This window comes from Sulfitobacter sp. HI0129 (genome assembly GCF_001635395.1).
Classification (GTDB): domain Bacteria; phylum Pseudomonadota; class Alphaproteobacteria; order Rhodobacterales; family Rhodobacteraceae; genus Sulfitobacter.
In genome coordinates this window covers 1-18,620 of the sequence record NZ_LWGH01000226.1, presented here as the reverse complement: position 1 = coordinate 18,620, position 18,620 = coordinate 1, and the positions used below count along the sequence as shown (strand labels likewise).

Here is an 18,620-nt window from a genome sequence, read left to right as displayed (position 1 = left end):
ATGCAAAGCGTTTCATCTCTATCTCCTTTATCAGTTGCTTCGTAAATTAAATGCTTTGGGCGGCAGGGAAGTTCCTTAGAAACACAAGGAAAATCGGAAAAAGTAACAAAAAAGGGAGCCTGACGGCTCCCTTCCTGTTCAGGTGTCCGTAATCGTTGGCGCCCGGTCAGGCGGCTTCCGCCTGGGGACCGAAACGACCGTAGAACGTCTGGTTCTTTTCGGCCATTTCGCGCAGCAGGGCGGGGCATTCGAACCGCTCGCCATATTTCTCTGCCAGCTGATCGCAGCGCTCGGCGGCATAGGGCGCGCCGATGATGTCCAGCCAGCTGAACGGGCCACCGGACCACGGTGCGAAGCCCCAGCCGAGGATGGCACCGACGTCGCCTTCGCGGATGTCTTCCAGCACGCCTTCTTCCAGCGCGCGGACGGCCTCCAGAACCTGCGCGAACATCAGCCTGTCCTGTACCTCCCGCAGGTCGGGCTGTTCATCGGCCAGCGGATATTTGTCATGGATGCCTTTCCAGTATCCAAGCCGCTTGCCCTTGTCGTCATACTCGAAATAGCCGGCCTTGGCCTTGCGTCCCAGACGGCCCAGATCTTCCATCCACACGATCAGGTCATCCGCTTCGGAGGCTGGATAGGCATTGCCCATCGCCGCCTTCGTGGCGCGCATGATCTTGGTCGCAAGGTCGATCGATGTCTCGTCGCCGAGCTGCACCGGCCCCACGGGGAAACCGAGCTGCTGCGCGGCATGATCAATCAGCGCCGGTGCGACGCCTTCCGTGATCATCCGCGTCGCTTCGTTGCCGTAGGGAATGATGCAGCGGTTGGCATAGAAGAAGCGCGCATCGTTGACGACAATCGGGGTCTTGCGAATTTGCCGGACATAGTCGAGCGATTTGGCCACCGCGCGGTCGCCTGTTTCCTTGCCCTTGATGATTTCCACCAGCAGCATTTTCTCGACCGGAGAGAAGAAGTGAATGCCGATGAACTGCTCGGGCCGGCTCGATGCCTTGGCAAGCTCGGTTATGGGCAGGGTGGAGGTGTTTGACGCGAAGATGCAGTCTTCGGGGATCACGGCCTCGACCTTCTTTGTCATCTCGGCCTTCACGCCCGGATCCTCGAAAACGGCTTCGATGATCAGGTCGCAGCCTTTCAGCGCCTCCAGATCGGTCGTCGCCGTGATGAGGTTCAGGAGGGCTTCCTTCTTCTCGGGCGTTGCCTTTTTCTTGGCGATACCCTTGTCCATGAAGCTTTCGGAATAGGCTTTGCCCTTGTCGGCGGCTTCCTGATCACGGTCGATCAATACCACTTCGATGCCTGCCTGTGCCGATACCAGTGCGATACCCGCACCCATCATGCCGGCACCGAGTACACCGAGTTTCTTCACCCGCTGGTCCGGTACGCCTTCGGGCCGCACCGCGCCTTTTTCGAGCGCCTCCTTGTTGAGGAAGAGCGAACGGATCATCGCCTCGGAGGAGGGATTCATCAGGACGGAGGTGAACCAGCGTGCCTCGATCTTCAGGGCGGTGTCGAAGGGGACCAATGCGCCTTCGTAGACCGCCGACAGCAGTGCCTTCGCGGCGGGGAACGCGCCTTGGGTCTTGCCGTTGACCATTGCGTTGGCGCCGACGAAGGTCATGAAGCCCGCCGGATGGTAGGGGGCGCCGCCGGGCATCTTGTAGCCCTTGGCATCCCATGGCTTCACCAGATCGGCGTCCCTGGCATTCAGCACCCATTCGCGAGCGTCCGCCATCGGATCGTCGCTGACTTCGTCGATGATGCCGGCACGCTTGGCCGCGTCGGGGGACACCATCTTGCCTTCCAGAAGGAAGGGCGAGGCACCCATGGCGCCCAGTTTGCGCGTCAGGCGCGTGGTACCACCAGCACCGGGGAAAATGCCGACAAGGATCTCGGGCAAGCCGATGCGGGCCTTGGGATTGTTGGCGGCAAAAATGCGGTGCGTCGCGAGCGGCAGTTCGAGCCCGATGCCTGCGGCGGTGCCGGGCAAGACAGAGGCAATCGGCTTGCCGCCCTTCTGTGTCTTGCGGTCCATGCCGGCCAGCTCGATCTTGCGCAGCATCTCGTGCATTTTCATCGTGCCTTCGAAAAGGCCCTTGGCAGGATCGTCGCCCGCGTCCGCCTTCAGCTTCGCGAGCAGGTTCAGGTCCATGCCACCGGCGAATGACCCTTCCTTGCCTGAAGTGATGATGATGCCCTTCACGGCTTCGTCCGCGAGCGCGTCATCGACAAGCTGGCCCACTTCGACCAGCCCGTCGAAGGACATCACGTTCATGGATTTTCCCGGAACGTCCCAGGTGATGATGGCGATCCCGTCATCGCCTGTCTGCATTGTGAAATCGGTCATGTGCAAAGGTTTCCTTTACCTAGATATTTGTGGAGCCTGAAACCGCGTCCATCCGCCCGGTCCAGTCCGCGTGATTGATGGTGTGCGCCGATGCCACGGCGCGCCATTTCAGGTCTTCGCCCCGCCTGACGGTCACGACGGACCGGAAAGGCGCGACATAGAGGTGATCGTCGCGGTAGAGGTCCGTCTGGTAGATACCTACGGCAAGGTCCGGCCCCAGAAGCGTGGTCGAGATCATCTTGTGCGACAGGTCCTCGAAGCCAAGTTGCCTGAGACCCTTGCAATAGGTCGCGAAGTGATCGGCCAGCCCTTCCATCTTTTCGATCGTGCGCGACTCCGTGGCCGTCACGATCTGGTAGGGCACCGCCATCAGGCTGAGGTAGGCGTCGACGTCTTCCCTCCTGATCGCATCGACCACCTCATCCGCGAATTCCTGAAGATCCAAGGTCATACGCGTTCGATGATCGTCGCCGCACCCATCCCCGACGCGATGCAGAGGGTCGCCAGACCGACTTCCTTGTCGGTCCGCTCCATCTCGTCGAGCAGGATGCCGATGATCATCGCCCCCGTCGCACCCAGAGGATGGCCCATCGCGATGCCGCCGCCGTTCACGTTGACCTTGCTGTCATCCACATCGAACGCCTGCATGAAGCGCATGACAACCGCGGCAAAGGCCTCGTTCACCTCGAAGAGGTCGATGTCGTTGATGTTCATCCCGTTGTCCTTGAGGATCTTCTGGGTCACGGGGACAGGACCGGTGAGCATGATGGTCGGGTCCGTCCCGATCTTTGCGGTGGCCTTGATGCGGGCCCGGGGCTTCAGCCCGTATTGCTCGCCGAATTCCTTGTTGCCGATCAGAACCGCGGCCGCCCCGTCCACGATGCCGGAGGAGTTGCCCGCATGGTGGATGTGGTTGATCTTCTCAAGGTGGGGGTACTTCATCAGTGCCACCTTGTCGAAACCGGGCATGACCTCCCCCATCTGCTGGAAGGCGGGGTTGAGGCTGCCAAGCGACTGCATGTCGGTCTGCGGGCGCATGTATTCGTCATGGTCTAGGATCGGCAGGCCGTTCTGGTCGCGCACCGTGATGACCGACCTGTCGAAGCGGCCTTCGTCCCAAGCCCGCTTCGCACGCTGCTGGGACTGCATGGCAAGCTGGTCCGCCTCATCGCGGGAAAAGCCGTATTCGGTGGCGATGATGTCAGCAGAGATGCCCTGCGGAACGAAATACTTTTCCATGGCAAGGGTAGGGTCCACCGCCATCGCGGCACCGTCCGACCCCATGGCCACGCGGCCCATCATCTCCACGCCGCCGGCGATATAGGCGTTGCCCGCGCCACCCTTTACCTGGTTTGCGGCAAGGTTCACGGCTTCCATGCCGGATGCGCAGAACCGGTTGATCGCAAGGCCGGGAATACGCTCGTCAAGGTCGGACGCCAGAACCGCGGACCGTGCAAGGCAGCCGCCCTGTTCCATCACCTGGGTGACGTTGCCCCAGATCACGTCCTCGACGGCATGACCTTCGAGGTTGTTACGCTCCTTGACGGCATTGAGGGTTTCGGCGCTGAGGCGCAGGGCGGTCACTTCGTGCAGCGCGCCGTCCTTGCGGCCCTTGCCACGCGGGGTTCGCAATGCATCATAGATATAGGCTTCGGTCATCGTTCTCTCCTTTTTCAGGCGCGGTCAGCAGGGCTGCCGGGCATCAGGTCGTAGGGGGCTTTCCAGCCCGGAGTTTCGGACAGACGCGTGAGCCACGCGTCGATGTTGCCCCATTCCTTGCGGTCGAAACCGAAAGGCTCGGGATAATAGAGGTATCCGCAGCAGCTCAGGTCGGCGTTCGTGAGCTTATCGCCCACGATCCAGTCCCGGTCCTTCAGATGGTCGTCCAGAACCGCATAGGCGCCGGCCAAGCGCCCCTGCAGAAAGCCGATCACTTCCTGCGGGCGCTTGTCCTCGGGCAGGAAGTTCATCAGGAAGCGGGTGACCCCGGCATTCGAGCTGAGCTTGTGATTGTCCCACAGCACCCAGCGCAGGATTTCGCGCCGCTCTTCCGCGTTCGCTCCGCCGAACTTGCCGCTCTTCTCCGATACATAATCCTGGATGACCCCGGATTGGGTCAACCGGACATCACCGTCGATCATCACGGGCGCTTCGCCCATGTTGTTGATCTGCGCCCGGTAGTCGGCGGAGCGCGTCTGCCCGCCGAAAAAGTCCACCTTGACAGGTTCCCAGTCCAATCCGGACAGTTCAAGGGCAAGGGCCGCCTTGTAGGCGTTGCCGGATTCCCCGAAGCAGTGCAGCTTTATCGTCATGTCGGTCCGTCCTTTCTGGCTCGGGCGCCGGGGGTTTCACACCCCCGGACCCCGTGGAGTATTGAAAAAAGGGTGAAGGGCAGAAAATTTACGGTTTGTGAACCGGTTTGGCTGAAAACTTGGCATGCGGTACAGGTTGGAGAGCCGATGACCGCAAAGGGTGAAGGCGTTCCTTCAAGGCCAAAGGGTCGGTAGCGGGGGGACGTCTTCCATCCTTCACCCTTCCGCAAATACTCCCCCCGGAGGGTCCGGCGGCAAGCGTCATTCTCCTTGGCCGACCGGGTCACAGCGACCTCCCGATCAGTTCCTTCATGATCTCGTTCGTTCCGCCGTAGATGCGCTGAACGCGCGCATCGGCCCACATCTCGCCGACGGCGACGTCCTGCATGAACCCGGCGCCGCCGTGCAGTTGCAGGCAGTCGTCGAGCACCTGTCCCTGTGTCTCGGTCAGCCAGTATTTCTGCATGGCGGCCTTTTCAACGGTCAATTCCCCGGCCAGATGTTCGGCGATGCAGGAATCGAGGAAGCTGCGGGCGACGGCAGTGCGGGTTTTGCATTCGGCGAGTTTGAACCGGGTATTCTGGAACTGCGTGAGGGGGCCGCCGAAAGCCTGGCGTTCCTTGCAATAGGCGATGGTGCGTTCGACAGCGCCTTCCATGGCGCCCACGGCACCGCACCCGATGATCAGCCGTTCCTGCGGAAGCTGTTCCATCATCTGATAAAAGCCGCGGCCTTCCTGTTGACCGAGCAGATTTTCAGGCGGCACTTCCACATTGTCGAAGAACAATTCGGAGGTGTCTGACGCATGCATCGCGATCTTGTCGAGGTTGCGCCCGCGGTGAAACCCTTCGGCCCCGTCCGTCTCCACCACCATGAGGGAGACGCCCTTTGCGCCCTCTGACGGATCGGTTTTGGCCGCCACGATAATGAGATCCGCGTGTTGGCCGTTGGTGATGTAAGTCTTTTGCCCGCTGAGCTTGTAGGCGTTCCCTTCGCGTGTCGCGCGGGTGGAGATACGCTGCAGGTCGGAACCCGTTGCGGGTTCGGTCATCGCGATGGCGCCGACCATCTCGCCGCTGGCCATCTTGGGAAGCCAGCGCTTCTTCTGCTCTTCTGTGCCGTAGGCCAGCAGGTAATGCGCCACGATTCCGGAGTGAACGCTATGCCCCCATGAGGCGAGGTTCGCGCGGGAGACCTCGATGAGGATCGCCGCCTCATGGCCAAAGTCTCCCCCCGCGCCGCCGTAGTTTTCCGGAATGGATGGGCAGAGCAGGCCCAGTTCGCCCGCTTCATTCCACGCGCTGCGATCCATCATGCCCTGCTCGCGCCACTCGGCGAAGCGCGGGGTCCATTCCTTGGTGATGAATTGCGCCGTAAGCTCGGCAATCATCCGATGTTCGTCGGTCATCCAGGAGGACGGACCGGTCTGCATCTGTGTCATGTACCCCCCTCCCAGGTTCGTCAGCGTTTTCGGTCGTCCAGTTCCGAATTGAAGAGCCGAAGCCGCGCCGTGAGGTTCTCCTCGTTCATCACGCTGTTGAAGTTCTCGAACAGGAAGGACAGCGCCTCCCCCTCGTCGAGCCCCGCATCGGCGGAGAATTTCTTCAGCCGCCGGTAGCCGTCTTCGGTCATGGCGACGGGAAAGCGGCGGGTCAGGCGAAAGCGTTTTGGCATCTGGTCTCCGTAGGTGGCAGACGGGGGATCCCCCGCCGCCGATTTTAGAAGTTCGCCGCCTCCAACGCCATGACAGTCTCGCCGCCCGATTGGATGCGGGTGAGGTGCAGCGCGGTCGCGGGCAACTGGCGTGCCATGTAGTAACGCCCGGTTGTCAGCTTCGTTTCGTAAAACGCGGCGTCGCCTTTTCCTTCGGCCAGCGCTTTCTTTGCGGCGAGCCCCATCTTTGCCCACATCAGGCCGAGGCAGACGTGACCGAACATATGCATGAAGTCGTTCGAACCGGCGAGCGCATCATTGGGATTCTTCATCCCGTTCTGCATGAAGTACATCCCGGCGGCCTGCAAATCCTTGCTGGCGGATTTCAGCGGTTCCATGAACGCCTTGTCGAATTCCGCATCCTGTCCGGAATTGTCGCGGATGAAGGTTTTCACCATGTCGAAGAAAGCCATCACGTGCTTGCCGCCGTCGGCGGCCAGTTTGCGGCCCACGAGGTCGAGCGCCTGAACGCCGTTGGCCCCTTCGTAGATCATCGCGATACGCGCGTCGCGTGTGAACTGCGACATGCCCCATTCTTCGATGTAGCCGTGGCCGCCGTAGATCTGCTGTGCCTTGACGGTCATGTCGTAGCCCTGATCGGTCAGGAAGCCCTTGATGACCGGCGTCATCAGCGACACGAGCCCGTCCGCATCGGCGTCACCGCTGCGATGCGCGGCGTCGATAAGCGTGGCCCCCCACAGGATGAACGCCCGCGCGCCTTCGGCAAAGCTTTTCTGGTCCATCAGCGAGCGGCGAATGTCCGGATGCACGATGAGCGGATCGGCCGGCCCGTCGGGATTCTCGGCGCCGGTGACAGCGCGGCCCTGCAGCCGGTCCTTGGCGTAGATCAGCGCGTTCTGATAGGCGACCTCTGCCTGGGCGAGACCCTGCATGCCGACGCCCAGGCGGGCTTCGTTCATCATGGTGAACATCGCGCGCATGCCCTTATGCTCACTGCCCAACAGGTAACCGGTCGCGCCGTCGTAGTTCATCACGCAGGTGGAATTGCCGTGAATGCCCATCTTTTCCTCGATGGAACCCACGGATACGCCGTTGCGCTCGCCCAGCGAGCCGTCTTCGTTCACCATGAATTTCGGCACGATGAAAAGCGACACGCCCTTGATCCCCTCCGGGCCGCCTTCGATCTTGGCCAGAACGAGGTGAATGATGTTGTCTGCCATGTCATGTTCGCCGGAAGAGATGAAAATCTTCTGCCCGGTGATCTTGTAGCTGCCGTCTTCCTGCGGGGCGGCCTTGGTGCGCATCATGCCCAGATCGGTGCCGCAGTGCGGTTCCGTCAGGTTCATCGTACCCGTCCATTCGCAGGAAACCATCTTGGGCAGATAGGTATCTTTCTGGCCATCGGTCCCGTGGGCGAGGATCGCGGAGGCCGCACCGTGGGTCAGACCCTGATACATGGTGAAGGCCTGGTTCGCGGCGGAAAACATCTCTCCCACGGCGGTGCCCACCACATAGGGCATGTTCTGGCCGCCGTATTGCTCGGGCATGTCCAGACCGGGCCAGCCGCCTTCCTTGACCTTTTCGAAGGCTTCCTTGAACCCCTTGGGCGTGTAGACCACCCCGTTCTCCAACCGGCAGCCCTCGGTATCGCCGACCGTGTTGAGCGGGGCCAAAACCTCTGAGGTGAGTTTGCCCGCTTCGCCGAGGATGGCCGCGGTGAAATCGGGTTCCAGTTCGTCGTAGCCGGGTGTGCTCTGCTCGGTGACGTTCAGTACGTCGTGCAACACGAACTGCAGATCGTCGATGGGGGCGGTATAGCTGGGCATGGTGTCTCCGTTGGGAATCTTTGGTTCGGACGGCGCGGGGCGGTTATTCCGCCGCCTTGCGCGAATTGTTCATGGAGGAGATCATCTTCTCGCCCCATTTGATCTGTGCTTGCAGGTCCTCGATCGCTTCGGTCAGCTCGTCGCGCTGGGCTTCCATATCGGCCAGGCGCTCTTTCGCGATCTCGTAGGTGCGGGCGATCTGCGTATGTTGCTGATCCCCCATGTGATAGAGATCGAGCAGCTGGCGGATCTGTTCGAGCGAAAAGCCGAAGCGTTTGCCGCGCAGGATCAGTTTGAGCCGGGCGCGGTCCCGTTTCGTGAAGAGGCGCTTTTGCCCGTCCCGGATCGGAAACAGCAGTTCCTTGGCTTCGTAAAAGCGCAATGTCCGGGGCGTGACGTCAAATGCGTCGCACATCTGTCGAATTGTTTTTGTATCTTCGGTCATGACGTCCCTCCGTTCTGGGGTCGGTTGGCTTTCGATGATCGATCTTGGTACTCGGGGTGGATATAAAGCGATGCCTTACGTTGACGTAAGCTGGACGTCGCGTCACTTGTGAAGTTGACGTAACGACCTAGTGCGTCAGCGGGATGATACAGCGGTGTTCTGCCCCCGGATCGGGGGAAAACAGCGATTCAAACTAAGGGAAAGGTTTTCGGATCAGTCGAGCGCGGCGGCGGTGTCGTCGCGCAGGCGCTGCAATTCGGACATCGCCTCTTCCAGCTGGGCCTTTTGATCGGCCAGTTCGGCCAACTGCCGGTCCGCCATTTCGATCCAGGTCCGCATCTGGGCGTCGGTGCCTTCTTTTTCGTAGATAAGCAGCCACTGCCGAATGTCTTCGAGCGCGAATCCGAATTTCCGCCCCCGCATGATGAGCTTCATCCGCGCCCGTTCCCGTGCCCCGTAGAAACGTGCACGGCCTTCGCGGTCAGGTTGCAGCAGCTCTATGTATTCATAGTAGCGCAGCGTGCGCGGCGTTACGTCGAACGTAGCGCACATTTCCTTGAAAGTCAGGCGGTCGTCGGCCATGGGCGGTCTCCTCCGCCACAGGCTATGTCCAAGCAGATGAATGAGCAACAGGTCCTCTTGCCCTTTGGAAGGCATCAACGGATAAAGTTCATCAGGCAGGAAAAAGGGGCGCGATACATGTCAGACAAAACGCGCATGGCGAGGCAATTCATACAGGCCCTGCCGCATGCCGTGGCATTGGGGATGGAGGTGGAGGATATCGAACGCGGTACCGCGGTTGTTTCCATGGCCTATGACGAGCGGTTCATCGGCGATCCGGTGACCAAGGTGATTCACGGCGGTGCGGTATCGGCCCTAATGGATACCACCTGCGGGGCAGCGGTGATGAGCCATCCGACCAATCCCGCCGGGACGGCAACCATGGATCTGCGCATCGAATACCTGCGCGCGGCGCGCCCCGGGCAACGGATCCGCACGACCGCGACCTGCTATCATGTCACCCGGTCGGTGGCCTTCGTCCGGGCCACGGCCACCGACGATGATGCCGATAACCCGGTCGCCACCGCGACCGGCACCTTCACGGTGGAGGGCAAAAGATGAGCTTTTCGAAACGCCCCGAACCCGTTCAGGTGGTCAAGCAGCGGCGGGATGGCGTGTTGCGCGCGCTTGTCGAAGGTGTGCCCTATATCCAGTTTCTGGGCATCCGGTTCGAACGGCGGGGGGATGAGCTGACCGGGCTTCTACCCTTCAACGATACGCTCATCGGCAATCCGCTGCTGCCCGCGCTCCACGGTGGGGTGACGGCGGCATTTCTGGAGATGACGGCGATTGTCACGCTCAGCTGGGGATTGATCTGGGAGGATATGGAAAGCGGTGCGCTCGATCTCGATAACCTCGATCATGCGCATCTTCCCCGGTTGCCCAAGACGATCGACTTCACTGTCGATTATCTGCGGTCGGGCCTGCCCCGGGATGCCTATGCCCGCGCCCGCATCAACCGTTCTGGCCGTCGCTATGCGTCGGTTCACGTAGAGGCCTGGCAGGACAACCGGGCGCGCCTTTTTGCCCAGGCTACCGGCCATTTCGTGATCCCCCGGCGTCAGGGCTGATCCGGTGGACGAACCTCTCAGCGACGCGGAGGTCCGTGCCGTCGACAAGGGCGCGCTGGAACCGCGCGACGTCGTGACCCATCGCCGGGTTCTCAACATCGCGGTCCCGATCGTCATCTCCAATGCCACTGTCCCGATCCTTGGTTCGGTCGATACCGGGGTCGTGGGCCAGATGGGCCTTGCCGCCCCCATCGGCGCGGTGGGGCTGGGGGCGATCATCCTCTCGGCGCTCTACTGGATCTTTGGCTTCTTGCGGATGGGCACTGTCGGTCTGACGGCGCAGGCCGCGGGCCACGGGGACGATGCCGAAGTCGCCGCCCTGCTTACCCGCGGGCTGTTGATCGGGGCAGGGGCAGGGGCCGCGATCATCCTTTTGCAACTGCCTCTCTTTTGGGCGTCCTTCCGGCTTTCGCCCGGTTCCGCAGAGGTGGAAGGCTTGGCCCAGCAATATATGGCCATCCGCGTCTGGTCGGCCCCGGCGGCGATTTCGATTTACGCCATCACCGGGTGGCTTATCGCGCAGGAGCGCACACGCGCCGTTCTGGCCATCCAGCTCTGGATGAACGGGCTGAACATCGTGCTCGATTTGTGGTTCGTTCTGGGGCTCGACTGGGGGGTGCAGGGGGTGGCCATCGCGACCTTCCTGTCGGAATGGTCTGGTGCCGCGCTGGGCCTGTGGTTTTGCCGGGCCGCGTTCCGCCTGCCCGAATGGCGCAACTGGGCCCAGGTCTTTGACGGGCCGCGCTGGCTGCACATGATGCGGGTGAATACCGATATCCTGATCCGTTCCATGCTGCTGGAGGCGATGTTCGTGTCCTTCCTCTTCATGGGGTCGGGGCTGGGCGATGTCACACTCGCCGCCAATCAGGTGCTGTTGCAGTTCCTCATGATCACGGCCTTCGCGCTCGACGGGTTCGCCTATGCCGCCGAGGCGCTTGTGGGGCGGGCCATGGGCGCGCGGCAGCGTGCGGTGTTGCGCCGAGGCGCCTTGCTGACGAGCGGCTGGGGCTTGGCCACCTGCGTCGGGATGGCAATCGCTTTCGCATTGGCAGGGGGTGCGATCATCGATTTGATGGCGACCGCGACCGGGGTGCGCGCCGTGGCGCGGGATTACCTGCCCTACATGGTGGCGGCCCCGGTCGCGGGCTGGGCGGCATGGATGCTGGACGGTATTTTCATCGGTGCCACACGGTCACGCGACATGCGCAACATGATGGCGATCAGCTTCGCCATCTACGTGGGTTTTGCGCTGGTACTGGTGCCCGCCTTGGGCAATCACGGGCTGTGGCTATCCCTTCTGGCGTCTTTCGTCGCCCGGGGCATTACGTTGGGCCTGCGGTATCCCTCGCTCGAAGCCGATGCGGATGCGCCGCCCCCGCCCCTCAGGCAAGGCAAGGCGACTGCGGGCTAAAGGTAGGCCTCCCGCCCGGTGCCGACCGCATCGGCGACAGAGGCAAAGCCGTCGCGTTTCAGAAGCCCGTCCAACCCTTCGACGATGCGGCTCACCAGCGACAGCCCGTCATAGACCAGCGCGGTATAGAGCTGTACGGCGGAGGCACCGGCCCGAAGCTTCGCATAGGCGTCCTCCGCGCTTGCGATGCCGCCCACGCCGATCAGCGGCACATCGGTGGAAAAGGAAAGCCGTGCCAATACGCGGGTCGATCTTTCCATGAGCGGTCTGCCCGAAAGGCCCCCGGTTTCCTGCGCGTAGGCGCTGGAAAGGCCGGTCCGGTCGAGCGTCGTGTTGGTGGCGATGATGGCGGCGACACCCGCTTCCTGCGCTACCTCTGCGATCTCGGCTATTTCGGCGTCGGACAGGTCCGGCGCGATCTTGAGAAAGACCGGGCAGGCACCGCGTTCTGACATGACCCCGGAGAGCAATCCCGCAAGGGCCGCTTTGCCCTGCAGGTCCCGCAGCCTTTCGGTGTTCGGGGAGGAGACATTGACGGTGGCGAAATCCACATGGTCGCGGGCCGCACGCATCACGGTGGCGAAATCGGCGGCCCGGTCGGTCGAGGTCTTGTTGGCACCGAGGTTCAGACCCACGGGTACCGCCGGGTCCCGGGGCCGGGCGAGGCGGGATACGATCTCCTCCGCGCCATCGTTGTTGAACCCGAAACGGTTGATCGCCGCGCGGTCTTCGGACAGGCGAAAAAGCCGCGGGCGCGGGTTGCCCGGCTGCGGCTTCGGCGTCGCGGCGCCCACCTCCAGAAAGCCGAAACCGGCCTGTTGCAGCGGCTTTACCGCCGTCGCGTTCTTGTCGAAACCCGCAGCGAGACCCACGGGGTTCGGCAAGGCCAGCCCCGCAAGCGTGGTCTTCAACTGGGGGGAGGTGATGGGCCCCGGTGCCGGCGTCAGACCGGAATTGAGCGCGCGAAGGGCAAGGCCATGGGCCGTCTCCGGGTCGAGCCGGTGCAGGGCGAGCAGGCCCAGCCGTTCGAAAAGCGCGTTCACGCGAAGCCGTCAGTCAGGGGCAGGTTCTGCGTGCGGATCAGGCGGGACGTTTCCACCGCCGCCTGCCGATGCACCACGGCGTCCTTGTAGATCGGGTCAGAGATCATTTCCAGAAAGGCATGGGCACTGGGATAGCGGGCAATGAACGCCACATCCCAGGTTTCATCCTGCGGGCCGATCAGCGTCAGATCGAATTGCCCGCGCCAAACGATCTTTCCGCCCACACGGGCGAAAACAGGGCCACTTTCCTTCCCGTAAAGCTCATAGGCGTCCGCCCCGGTCAGCCCATCCCGCGCAAGACCGTGATCCCCGGGATAATTGGCCTTGTCCTGCAGTTTGACGAGGTTGAACATGTCGAGCGGCGCATCCCGGTCAAGAGCTTTGAAAGCATCGAACTGCGCGCGGTCCGGATCGATATATCGGGTCATTGTTCCTCCGTTTCGAAACCTGCGGGAAAGCGGTGTTGGCCGTCTTCGAGCGGCAGCGGCTGGGCCCAGGCGACATCTTCCATCCGCAGGTCCCGGTAAAGGTGGGGAAAAAGGGCACCGCCGCGCGAAGGCTCCCATTGCAACTCGGGGCCGAGCGTATCGGCATCAAGCGCCAGCAGATACAATCCCTCCTCCCCCGCGAAATGTTTCGCTGCTGTTTCGGGAGCCTGTTCGGCGGTGGAAAAATGCACATAGCCGTCGGAAACGTCGATGGGGGCGCCTTTGGTATGGCCGTCCCGGCGCAGCGCGGCCCATTCGTCGGACCGGAATATCTTGTAGATCAACATGGGCCCGTAGTGCCCGCGCGGGAAGGTCCGGTCAAGGCCGCCTGCGCCGCCTTTGACCGGACGCTGCGCGACCTGCCGCTGGGGCAGTGCCATATCCGCTTTGACTCCCTCCGGGCCGCGCGCCACCATGCGGTATCAACACAACAGGGGAAGACCGATGAAACGATTCCTGACGAGCGCCGCCGCGCTGGCCATGACCAGCGGAATGGCAGCCGCCGAGTACAAATTGACCATCCTGCACACCAATGACTTCCACGCCCGGTTCGAGCCGATCAGCAAGTATGACGGCCCCTGTTCCGCCGAGGACAACAGCGCCGGCGAATGCTTTGGCGGCTCGGGCCGGCTGGTGACGGCCATCAACGAAGCGCGGGGCCGGACCGACAATGCGCTGTTGGTGGACGGGGGCGACCAGTTCCAGGGCACGCTCTTCTACACCCACTACAAGGGTGCGCTGGCCGCCGAAATGATGAACAAGATGGGCTATGACGCGATGACCGTGGGCAACCACGAATTCGACGACGGCCCCGAAGTGCTGAAGGGTTTCGTGGATGCGGTTGAATTCCCCATCCTGATGTCGAACGCCGATGTCTCTGGTGAGCCGCTGCTGGCGGATGCGATCCGCAAATCGACGGTGATCGAGAAGAACGGCGAAAAGATCGGGCTGATCGGTCTGACCCCGCAGGACACCCATGAACTCGCCAGCCCCGGTGACAACATCATCTTCACCGACCCGGTCGAAGCGGTGCAGGCCGAGGTCGACCGCCTGACAGAAGAGGGCGTCAACAAGATCGTCGTGCTCAGCCATTCGGGCTTCGGCGTGGACCAGCGCGTCGCGCGGGAAACAACCGGCGTCGACGTGATTGTCGGCGGTCATTCCAACACGCTGCTCAGCAACACGCATGAACGCGCCGAAGGGCCCTATCCCACCATGGAGGGCGAAACGGCGATCGTGCAGGCCTATGCCTACGGTAAATTCCTCGGGGAGTTGAATGTCACCTTCGATGACGAAGGTCGCGTGATCGAAGCCGTGGGTGACCCGCTTCTGCTCGACGCCGCAGTGACGGAGGATAGCTCGACCGTGGACCGCATTGGCGAGGCTGCAAAACCGCTGGAGGAAATCCGCAACCGCGTGGTGGCCCAGGCAGAGGAGGCGATCGAGGGGGGCCGCGACATTTGCCGTGCCGGTGAATGCGCCATGGGCAACCTTGTGGCCGATGCGATGCTCGCCCGGGTGGCCGATCAGGGGATCGACGTCGCCATCGCCAACAGCGGCGGTTTGCGCGCCTCAATCGACGCGGGGGATGTCACCATGGGCGAGGTGCTGACGGTACTGCCGTTCCAGAACACGCTGTCCACCTTTCAGGTCAGTGGAGAGCAGTTGATGGAAGCGCTGGAGAACGGGGTTTCCCAGATCGAGGAAGGCGCAGGCCGTTTCCCGCAGGTCGCGGGGATGACATTCACCTTCGATGCGAGCCAGCCGGCGGGCAGCCGTATCAGCGATGTGATGATCGCCGGTCAGCCGCTCGAGCCGGAAAAGACCTATGGTGTGGTTTCCAACAACTACGTGCGCAACGGCGGGGACGGCTACGCGATGTTCAAGGAAGCCGAAAATGCCTATGACTTCGGCCCCGACCTCGCGGATGTGACGGCGGAATTCCTGGCCCAGAACGCGCCCTACAAACCCTATACCGACGGGCGTATCGTCGCGAAGTAAATAGCTGTTTCAGAATGAAAGGGGCGTGGCCGGTGTGGCCACGCCCCTTTGTGCTTTCTCAGGCGGGTTGCTCTGCAGTGCCGGGCGCGGGGTCTCCGTTCCTCAGGGGCATGGTCTGCAGGGTGGAGGTTCTGCCTGCCGTGGCCGGCTGGAAGACCGTCTTTTCCGCCTCGGACGGGGCTTCGCGCCGGGTGATCCGGTACATGGTGAACAGGACGATCATGATATGTGACAGCGCGGTCATGCCGAAAAGCGCGCGCAGACCAAGGTCCTCCATGGCCCAGCCTGCCAGCAGCGGTCCCACGATGGACCCGATGCCGTAGGTCATCAGCAGCCCGCCGGAGATCTGCAGCGAGGTGCCCGGTTCGGCGTGGTCATTCGCATGGGCCACGATCACCGGATACATCGCATAGATCGACCCCCCAAGAACGGAAGCGAGCAGCAGGTTCAGATCACGGCTTTCGGGTGCGAGGACTAGAAAGCCCGCGTCCGCCAGCAGGGCCAACACCGCGATACCGATGAGAACCTTCCGCCGGTCCATCCGGTCCGACAGATAGCCCACCGGCACCTGCATGACAGCACCGGCAAGGATCGGCAGGGAGGTGAAAAAGGCGATCGCTGCCAGAACCAGCCCGATCCGCTCCGCATAGACGGCGGCAAGCGTACCGAAGGCTGCGTTAGACACGCCCACCCAAAAAACGCTGAACACCGAAACCGAGGAATTGCGCCAGAGCGCCCGCATGTTCAGCTTGACCGACGCGAGCGGGGGCGGGGTGGAACTGGATGTGACGGCGGTGGGTACAAGGGCGAGGCAATAAAAGATCGCGGCCAGAGCAAAGAAGGCAAAGCCATTGGGATCGCCCAGGGTAAGCATCATCTGCCCCGCGGTCGTGGCCCCCAGATTCACCATCGTGTAGATGCCGAAAATGCGGCCCCGCGCCTCCGGGTCGGTCCTGTCGCTCAGCCAGCTTTCGACGATCATCGCCGTGCCCGCAAAGCAAAAGCCGCAGATGCCCCGCAGCACGATCCACGCCCAGGGCGTGATCAGCAGGGCGCTGGCGAGGATGGTAATGGCCGCCACCGCGGCCATGGCCCCGAAGGCACGGATATGCCCCACCCGTGAAACAAGTCCCGCCGTCAGCACGCAGCCCGACACGTAACCCAGTGCCCAGCCCGTGCCCAGCATGCCGAGTGAGAGGGAGGAGAACCCTTCGCTCGTACCGCGCACCGGCAGGATGAGGCCATTGATCCCCCCGCCAAAGAGCAGAAAGGCGGAGCCGAGGAACAATGCGCTGACGGGAAGCAGTTGACGAAGCATGAAGGGGCCTTGGAAGTGAAACGTTGCCCGTCTCTTTCGCAGAAAGACGAGGGGGGTAAAAGTCACGCGTGCCGCGATCGGCGGTTCGCCTCCGTCAGTTGTGCCGCCTATCGCCTAGGCGGATTTGCGGGGCGTGGGGCGTGCGCCTATATTCCGGGGGAGGCAGCGAAACCTGAGGTATCCAACATGTGCGGACGCATGGCGATCACATTGCCGCATGATGCCATGGCGTCGATCTTTGCCGCTGCACCGGCGAACGATCTGCCCGAGGTGCCGAATTACAACGTCTGCCCGACGACACAGGTCCATATCGTGACATCCGGGGCTGATGCGGGCCGCGCCCTGCGTTCAATGCGCTGGGGGCTGCTGCCGCCATGGTACAAGAAGATGTCGGACGGCCCGCTGCTAATCAACGCGCGGGGAGAGACCGTCGCAGAAAAGCCCGCCTTCCGAAATGCCGTGCGCGAGCGGCGGGGCCTCATTATCGCGAGCGGTTTTTACGAATGGACCAAGGATCCCGAAGGCGGGCGTGATCCGTGGTACATCACCCGAAGCGATGGCGCACCGCTGGCTTTTGCCGCCATCTGGCAGGATTGGAAGGACGGCGACGGGGCCCGCCATGCCACCTGCGCCGTCGTCACCATCGCCGCCAACGCCCCGATGCGGCGCATTCACAACCGGATGCCGGTCATCATCGAAGAACCCGATATGCCTCTCTGGCTGGGGGAGGAGGGCAAAGGCGCCGCGACCCTGTTGCAACCCGCCCCCGAAGAGACGCTCACCTGGCACCGTGTGGGGCGCGAAGTGAACTCCAACCGGGCGAAGGGCGCGGAACTGGTCGAACCGGTTTGAGGTCAGCTTGGGCGCCGCGGCTCAGCCCGCCGCCATATCGGAGATTTTTGCCAGGTCCCGCCAATCCCCCAAGGTGTCATCCAGAAAGCCCGAGATCTCATCCAAATCTGCCGCAGCCAGCGCCTGTTCAAACTGGGTGAGCACGCGCGGCATGAAAGGCAGATAACGGGATTTGCCGTCCCTCTGATGCAGCCGCACGAAAACGCCGAGGATGCGCGCATGTCGCTGGGCGCCCAGTATCGCGTAGCGCTGGCGGATCTGCTCTACATCGCCCAGCATATCCGGTGCACCGGCGCAGTAGCGTTGGAACAAGCGCTCCTCCAGTGCGGGATCGATGTCGCGCCGGGCGTCCTGCAGCAGGGAAACAAGGTCATATTCACAGGGGCCGAGGATCGCATCCTGAAAATCAAGCAGCCCGCAGGCGCGCACGCCTTCCCTGCCGGGTAACAGCATCAGGTTGTCGATGTGAAAATCCCTCAGCACCAGGGTTTCATATCGATCCGCCACCGGGCGCAGGGCAGCGGACCAGAGCGCCCGCCACGCCTTGTCGAAAGCGGCTATATCAAGATCGGGGCGCATTGCTGGCGCGTACCACCGGGAAAAGATCGACAACTCATCAAGGTGGACCTCCATGTCATAAAGGGGTCTTTCGATGGCCGGGCCTTTGGGGTGGTGATGCAGATAAAGCAGCGCATCCACGGCGAGCGCGTACAGGTGTTCTTCGTCACTGCCGCTTCCAAGGCAGCGCGCATAGGTGTCGTCGCCGAAATCCTCCAGCAGGGCGAGACCCGGGTCGGGTTCCGCATGGAGGACCCGGGGGGCGGAAAGGCCCATTTCGTTCAGATGGGCGGAGACCTGAAGATAGGCGGCGAAACCTGCGGGATCGTGCCTATCGTCCATCAGGATCACGTCCTGCCCGAAAAGGCGGGTATATTGTCGTCTCGATGCATCGGCGGCGAATACCTGCAGGTCGCGGTCTGCAAGACCGCAGCGCGCGAGAAACCCGCGCGCGTCTTCGGGCAAAAGGTGTGAGGGCGGTGGTATCGTCATTGGGCAGGGCGCATTTCGATAATGGATGCCCCTCCCTAGCGCCCTCCGGATGAAAAGGACAGAAGCAGCCCCGGACCCTTTGCGATGCCATATTGCTGCCGGCCCCGCGTCGTATTACCCGAAGCACATCGCCCCGGCTGCACCGCGAGATTTTCATGAGCCCTTTCGACAATCCGTTCGATTCCGGTAACGATCCTGTGC

Annotated in this window: 19 protein-coding genes; 5 read left to right on the top strand and 14 right to left on the bottom strand. The window is 62.4% G+C overall.

Translation table 11 applies throughout. The features are described 5' to 3' along the window. Positions 1–166: 166 nt before the first annotated feature. The 9 genes from A3764_RS03430 to A3764_RS03390 form a co-directional block, all read right to left on the bottom strand. On the bottom strand, positions 167–2,368 hold the full coding sequence (locus A3764_RS03430; RefSeq protein WP_067926169.1) for a 3-hydroxyacyl-CoA dehydrogenase NAD-binding domain-containing protein: 2,202 nt from the start codon (positions 2,366–2,368) through the stop codon (positions 167–169). Positions 2,369–2,387: 19 nt separating this feature from the next. After that, on the bottom strand, positions 2,388–2,819 hold the full coding sequence (locus tag A3764_RS03425; RefSeq protein WP_067926166.1) for a hypothetical protein: 432 nt from the start codon (positions 2,817–2,819) through the stop codon (positions 2,388–2,390). Continuing rightward, a complete protein-coding gene (locus tag A3764_RS03420) occupies positions 2,816–4,027 on the bottom strand; it encodes an acetyl-CoA C-acetyltransferase (RefSeq protein WP_067926163.1) in 1,212 nt (403 codons plus the stop codon). Before A3764_RS03420 ends, A3764_RS03425 begins: the two co-directional genes overlap by 4 nt. A gap of 14 nt (positions 4,028–4,041) precedes the next feature. Then, a complete protein-coding gene (locus A3764_RS03415) occupies positions 4,042–4,680 on the bottom strand; it encodes a glutathione S-transferase family protein (RefSeq protein WP_067926159.1) in 639 nt (212 codons plus the stop codon). A gap of 283 nt (positions 4,681–4,963) precedes the next feature. After that, the gene (locus tag A3764_RS03410; RefSeq protein ID WP_067926324.1) at positions 4,964–6,112 is read right to left on the bottom strand and encodes an acyl-CoA dehydrogenase family protein; all 1,149 of its coding nucleotides are present in this window, start codon (positions 6,110–6,112) and stop codon (positions 4,964–4,966) included. Between the two features lie 29 nt (positions 6,113–6,141). Next, positions 6,142–6,354, bottom strand: a complete 213-nt coding sequence (locus tag A3764_RS03405; protein ID WP_067926155.1) for a hypothetical protein — start codon at positions 6,352–6,354, stop codon at positions 6,142–6,144. A 44-nt stretch (positions 6,355–6,398) separates the two neighbouring features. Next, entirely contained in the window at positions 6,399–8,180 is a 1,782-nt protein-coding gene (locus A3764_RS03400; RefSeq protein ID WP_067926152.1) for an acyl-CoA dehydrogenase C-terminal domain-containing protein, read from the bottom strand. Positions 8,181–8,223: 43 nt separating this feature from the next. Next, the gene (locus tag A3764_RS03395) at positions 8,224–8,625 is read right to left on the bottom strand and encodes a MerR family transcriptional regulator (RefSeq protein ID WP_067926149.1); all 402 of its coding nucleotides are present in this window, start codon (positions 8,623–8,625) and stop codon (positions 8,224–8,226) included. Between the two features lie 213 nt (positions 8,626–8,838). Next, entirely contained in the window at positions 8,839–9,207 is a 369-nt protein-coding gene (locus A3764_RS03390) for a MerR family transcriptional regulator (RefSeq protein WP_067926145.1), read from the bottom strand. Between the two features lie 117 nt (positions 9,208–9,324). Here A3764_RS03390 and A3764_RS03385 point away from each other — a divergent pair, with 117 nt between their 5' ends. Genes A3764_RS03385 through A3764_RS03375 form a run of 3 tightly spaced genes read left to right on the top strand, consistent with a single transcriptional unit; the run spans position 9,325 to position 11,667 of the window. Beyond that, positions 9,325–9,747: a PaaI family thioesterase gene (locus tag A3764_RS03385; RefSeq protein WP_067926142.1), complete on the top strand. Its 423-nt coding sequence runs from the start codon at positions 9,325–9,327 to the stop codon at positions 9,745–9,747. Continuing rightward, on the top strand, positions 9,744–10,256 hold the full coding sequence (locus A3764_RS03380) for a PaaI family thioesterase (protein ID WP_067926139.1): 513 nt from the start codon (positions 9,744–9,746) through the stop codon (positions 10,254–10,256). Before A3764_RS03385 ends, A3764_RS03380 begins: the two co-directional genes overlap by 4 nt. 4 nt (positions 10,257–10,260) lie before the next feature. Next, positions 10,261–11,667: an MATE family efflux transporter gene (locus tag A3764_RS03375; protein WP_067926135.1), complete on the top strand. Its 1,407-nt coding sequence runs from the start codon at positions 10,261–10,263 to the stop codon at positions 11,665–11,667. Here A3764_RS03375 and A3764_RS03370 read toward each other — a convergent pair. The 3 genes from A3764_RS03370 to A3764_RS03360 are packed head-to-tail and all read right to left on the bottom strand — an operon-like array spanning position 11,664 to position 13,485. Then, positions 11,664–12,710, bottom strand: a complete 1,047-nt coding sequence (locus A3764_RS03370) for a quinone-dependent dihydroorotate dehydrogenase (protein WP_067926132.1) — start codon at positions 12,708–12,710, stop codon at positions 11,664–11,666. The genes A3764_RS03375 and A3764_RS03370 overlap by 4 nt on opposite strands. Then, positions 12,707–13,138: a DUF1330 domain-containing protein gene (locus tag A3764_RS03365; protein WP_067926128.1), complete on the bottom strand. Its 432-nt coding sequence runs from the start codon at positions 13,136–13,138 to the stop codon at positions 12,707–12,709. Before A3764_RS03365 ends, A3764_RS03370 begins: the two co-directional genes overlap by 4 nt. Further along, positions 13,135–13,485, bottom strand: coding sequence for a DUF952 domain-containing protein (locus tag A3764_RS03360; protein ID WP_067926320.1), 351 nt, complete (start codon positions 13,483–13,485; stop codon positions 13,135–13,137). The genes A3764_RS03365 and A3764_RS03360 overlap by 4 nt, the downstream gene beginning before the upstream one ends. A 157-nt stretch (positions 13,486–13,642) precedes the next feature. Between A3764_RS03360 and A3764_RS03355 the strand changes: the two genes are divergently transcribed. After that, complete coding sequence (locus A3764_RS03355) at positions 13,643–15,199, top strand: bifunctional metallophosphatase/5'-nucleotidase (RefSeq protein WP_067926125.1); 1,557 nt, start codon at positions 13,643–13,645, stop codon at positions 15,197–15,199. A gap of 58 nt (positions 15,200–15,257) precedes the next feature. Here the strand turns inward: A3764_RS03355 and A3764_RS03350 are convergent, their stop codons facing one another. After that, on the bottom strand, positions 15,258–16,517 hold the full coding sequence (locus A3764_RS03350) for an MFS transporter (protein WP_067926121.1): 1,260 nt from the start codon (positions 16,515–16,517) through the stop codon (positions 15,258–15,260). A 186-nt stretch (positions 16,518–16,703) separates the two neighbouring features. Between A3764_RS03350 and A3764_RS03345 the strand changes: the two genes are divergently transcribed. Further along, the gene (locus tag A3764_RS03345) at positions 16,704–17,369 is read left to right on the top strand and encodes an SOS response-associated peptidase (RefSeq protein ID WP_067926117.1); all 666 of its coding nucleotides are present in this window, start codon (positions 16,704–16,706) and stop codon (positions 17,367–17,369) included. 21 nt (positions 17,370–17,390) lie between these two features. Here the strand turns inward: A3764_RS03345 and A3764_RS03340 are convergent, their stop codons facing one another. Further along, positions 17,391–18,419 (bottom strand): aminoglycoside phosphotransferase family protein, encoded by a 1,029-nt coding sequence (locus A3764_RS03340; RefSeq protein ID WP_067926113.1) that lies wholly within the window; start codon positions 18,417–18,419, stop codon positions 17,391–17,393. Positions 18,420–18,620: the final 201 nt, after the last annotated feature.

What these genes read in the sequence shown, in the direction of transcription:
- A3764_RS03405 (WP_067926155.1), bottom strand. Translation starts at nt 6,354, where the DNA reads ATGCCAAAACGCTTTCGCCTGACCCGCCGCTTTCCCGTCGCCATGACC.
- A3764_RS03350 (WP_067926121.1), bottom strand. Translation starts at nt 16,517, where the DNA reads ATGCTTCGTCAACTGCTTCCCGTCAGCGCATTGTTCCTCGGCTCCGCC.
- A3764_RS03430 (WP_067926169.1), bottom strand. Translation starts at nt 2,368, where the DNA reads ATGACCGATTTCACAATGCAGACAGGCGATGACGGGATCGCCATCATC.
- A3764_RS03365 (WP_067926128.1), bottom strand. Translation starts at nt 13,138, where the DNA reads ATGACCCGATATATCGATCCGGACCGCGCGCAGTTCGATGCTTTCAAA.
- A3764_RS03355 (WP_067926125.1), top strand. Translation starts at nt 13,643, where the DNA reads ATGAAACGATTCCTGACGAGCGCCGCCGCGCTGGCCATGACCAGCGGA.
- A3764_RS03425 (WP_067926166.1), bottom strand. Translation starts at nt 2,819, where the DNA reads ATGACCTTGGATCTTCAGGAATTCGCGGATGAGGTGGTCGATGCGATC.
- A3764_RS03385 (WP_067926142.1), top strand. Translation starts at nt 9,325, where the DNA reads ATGTCAGACAAAACGCGCATGGCGAGGCAATTCATACAGGCCCTGCCG.
- A3764_RS03410 (WP_067926324.1), bottom strand. Translation starts at nt 6,112, where the DNA reads ATGCAGACCGGTCCGTCCTCCTGGATGACCGACGAACATCGGATGATT.
- A3764_RS03360 (WP_067926320.1), bottom strand. Translation starts at nt 13,485, where the DNA reads ATGTTGATCTACAAGATATTCCGGTCCGACGAATGGGCCGCGCTGCGC.
- A3764_RS03390 (WP_067926145.1), bottom strand. Translation starts at nt 9,207, where the DNA reads ATGGCCGACGACCGCCTGACTTTCAAGGAAATGTGCGCTACGTTCGAC.
- A3764_RS03400 (WP_067926152.1), bottom strand. Translation starts at nt 8,180, where the DNA reads ATGCCCAGCTATACCGCCCCCATCGACGATCTGCAGTTCGTGTTGCAC.
- A3764_RS03345 (WP_067926117.1), top strand. Translation starts at nt 16,704, where the DNA reads ATGTGCGGACGCATGGCGATCACATTGCCGCATGATGCCATGGCGTCG.
- A3764_RS03340 (WP_067926113.1), bottom strand. Translation starts at nt 18,419, where the DNA reads ATGACGATACCACCGCCCTCACACCTTTTGCCCGAAGACGCGCGCGGG.
- A3764_RS03420 (WP_067926163.1), bottom strand. Translation starts at nt 4,027, where the DNA reads ATGACCGAAGCCTATATCTATGATGCATTGCGAACCCCGCGTGGCAAG.
- A3764_RS03395 (WP_067926149.1), bottom strand. Translation starts at nt 8,625, where the DNA reads ATGACCGAAGATACAAAAACAATTCGACAGATGTGCGACGCATTTGAC.
- A3764_RS03380 (WP_067926139.1), top strand. Translation starts at nt 9,744, where the DNA reads ATGAGCTTTTCGAAACGCCCCGAACCCGTTCAGGTGGTCAAGCAGCGG.
- A3764_RS03415 (WP_067926159.1), bottom strand. Translation starts at nt 4,680, where the DNA reads ATGACGATAAAGCTGCACTGCTTCGGGGAATCCGGCAACGCCTACAAG.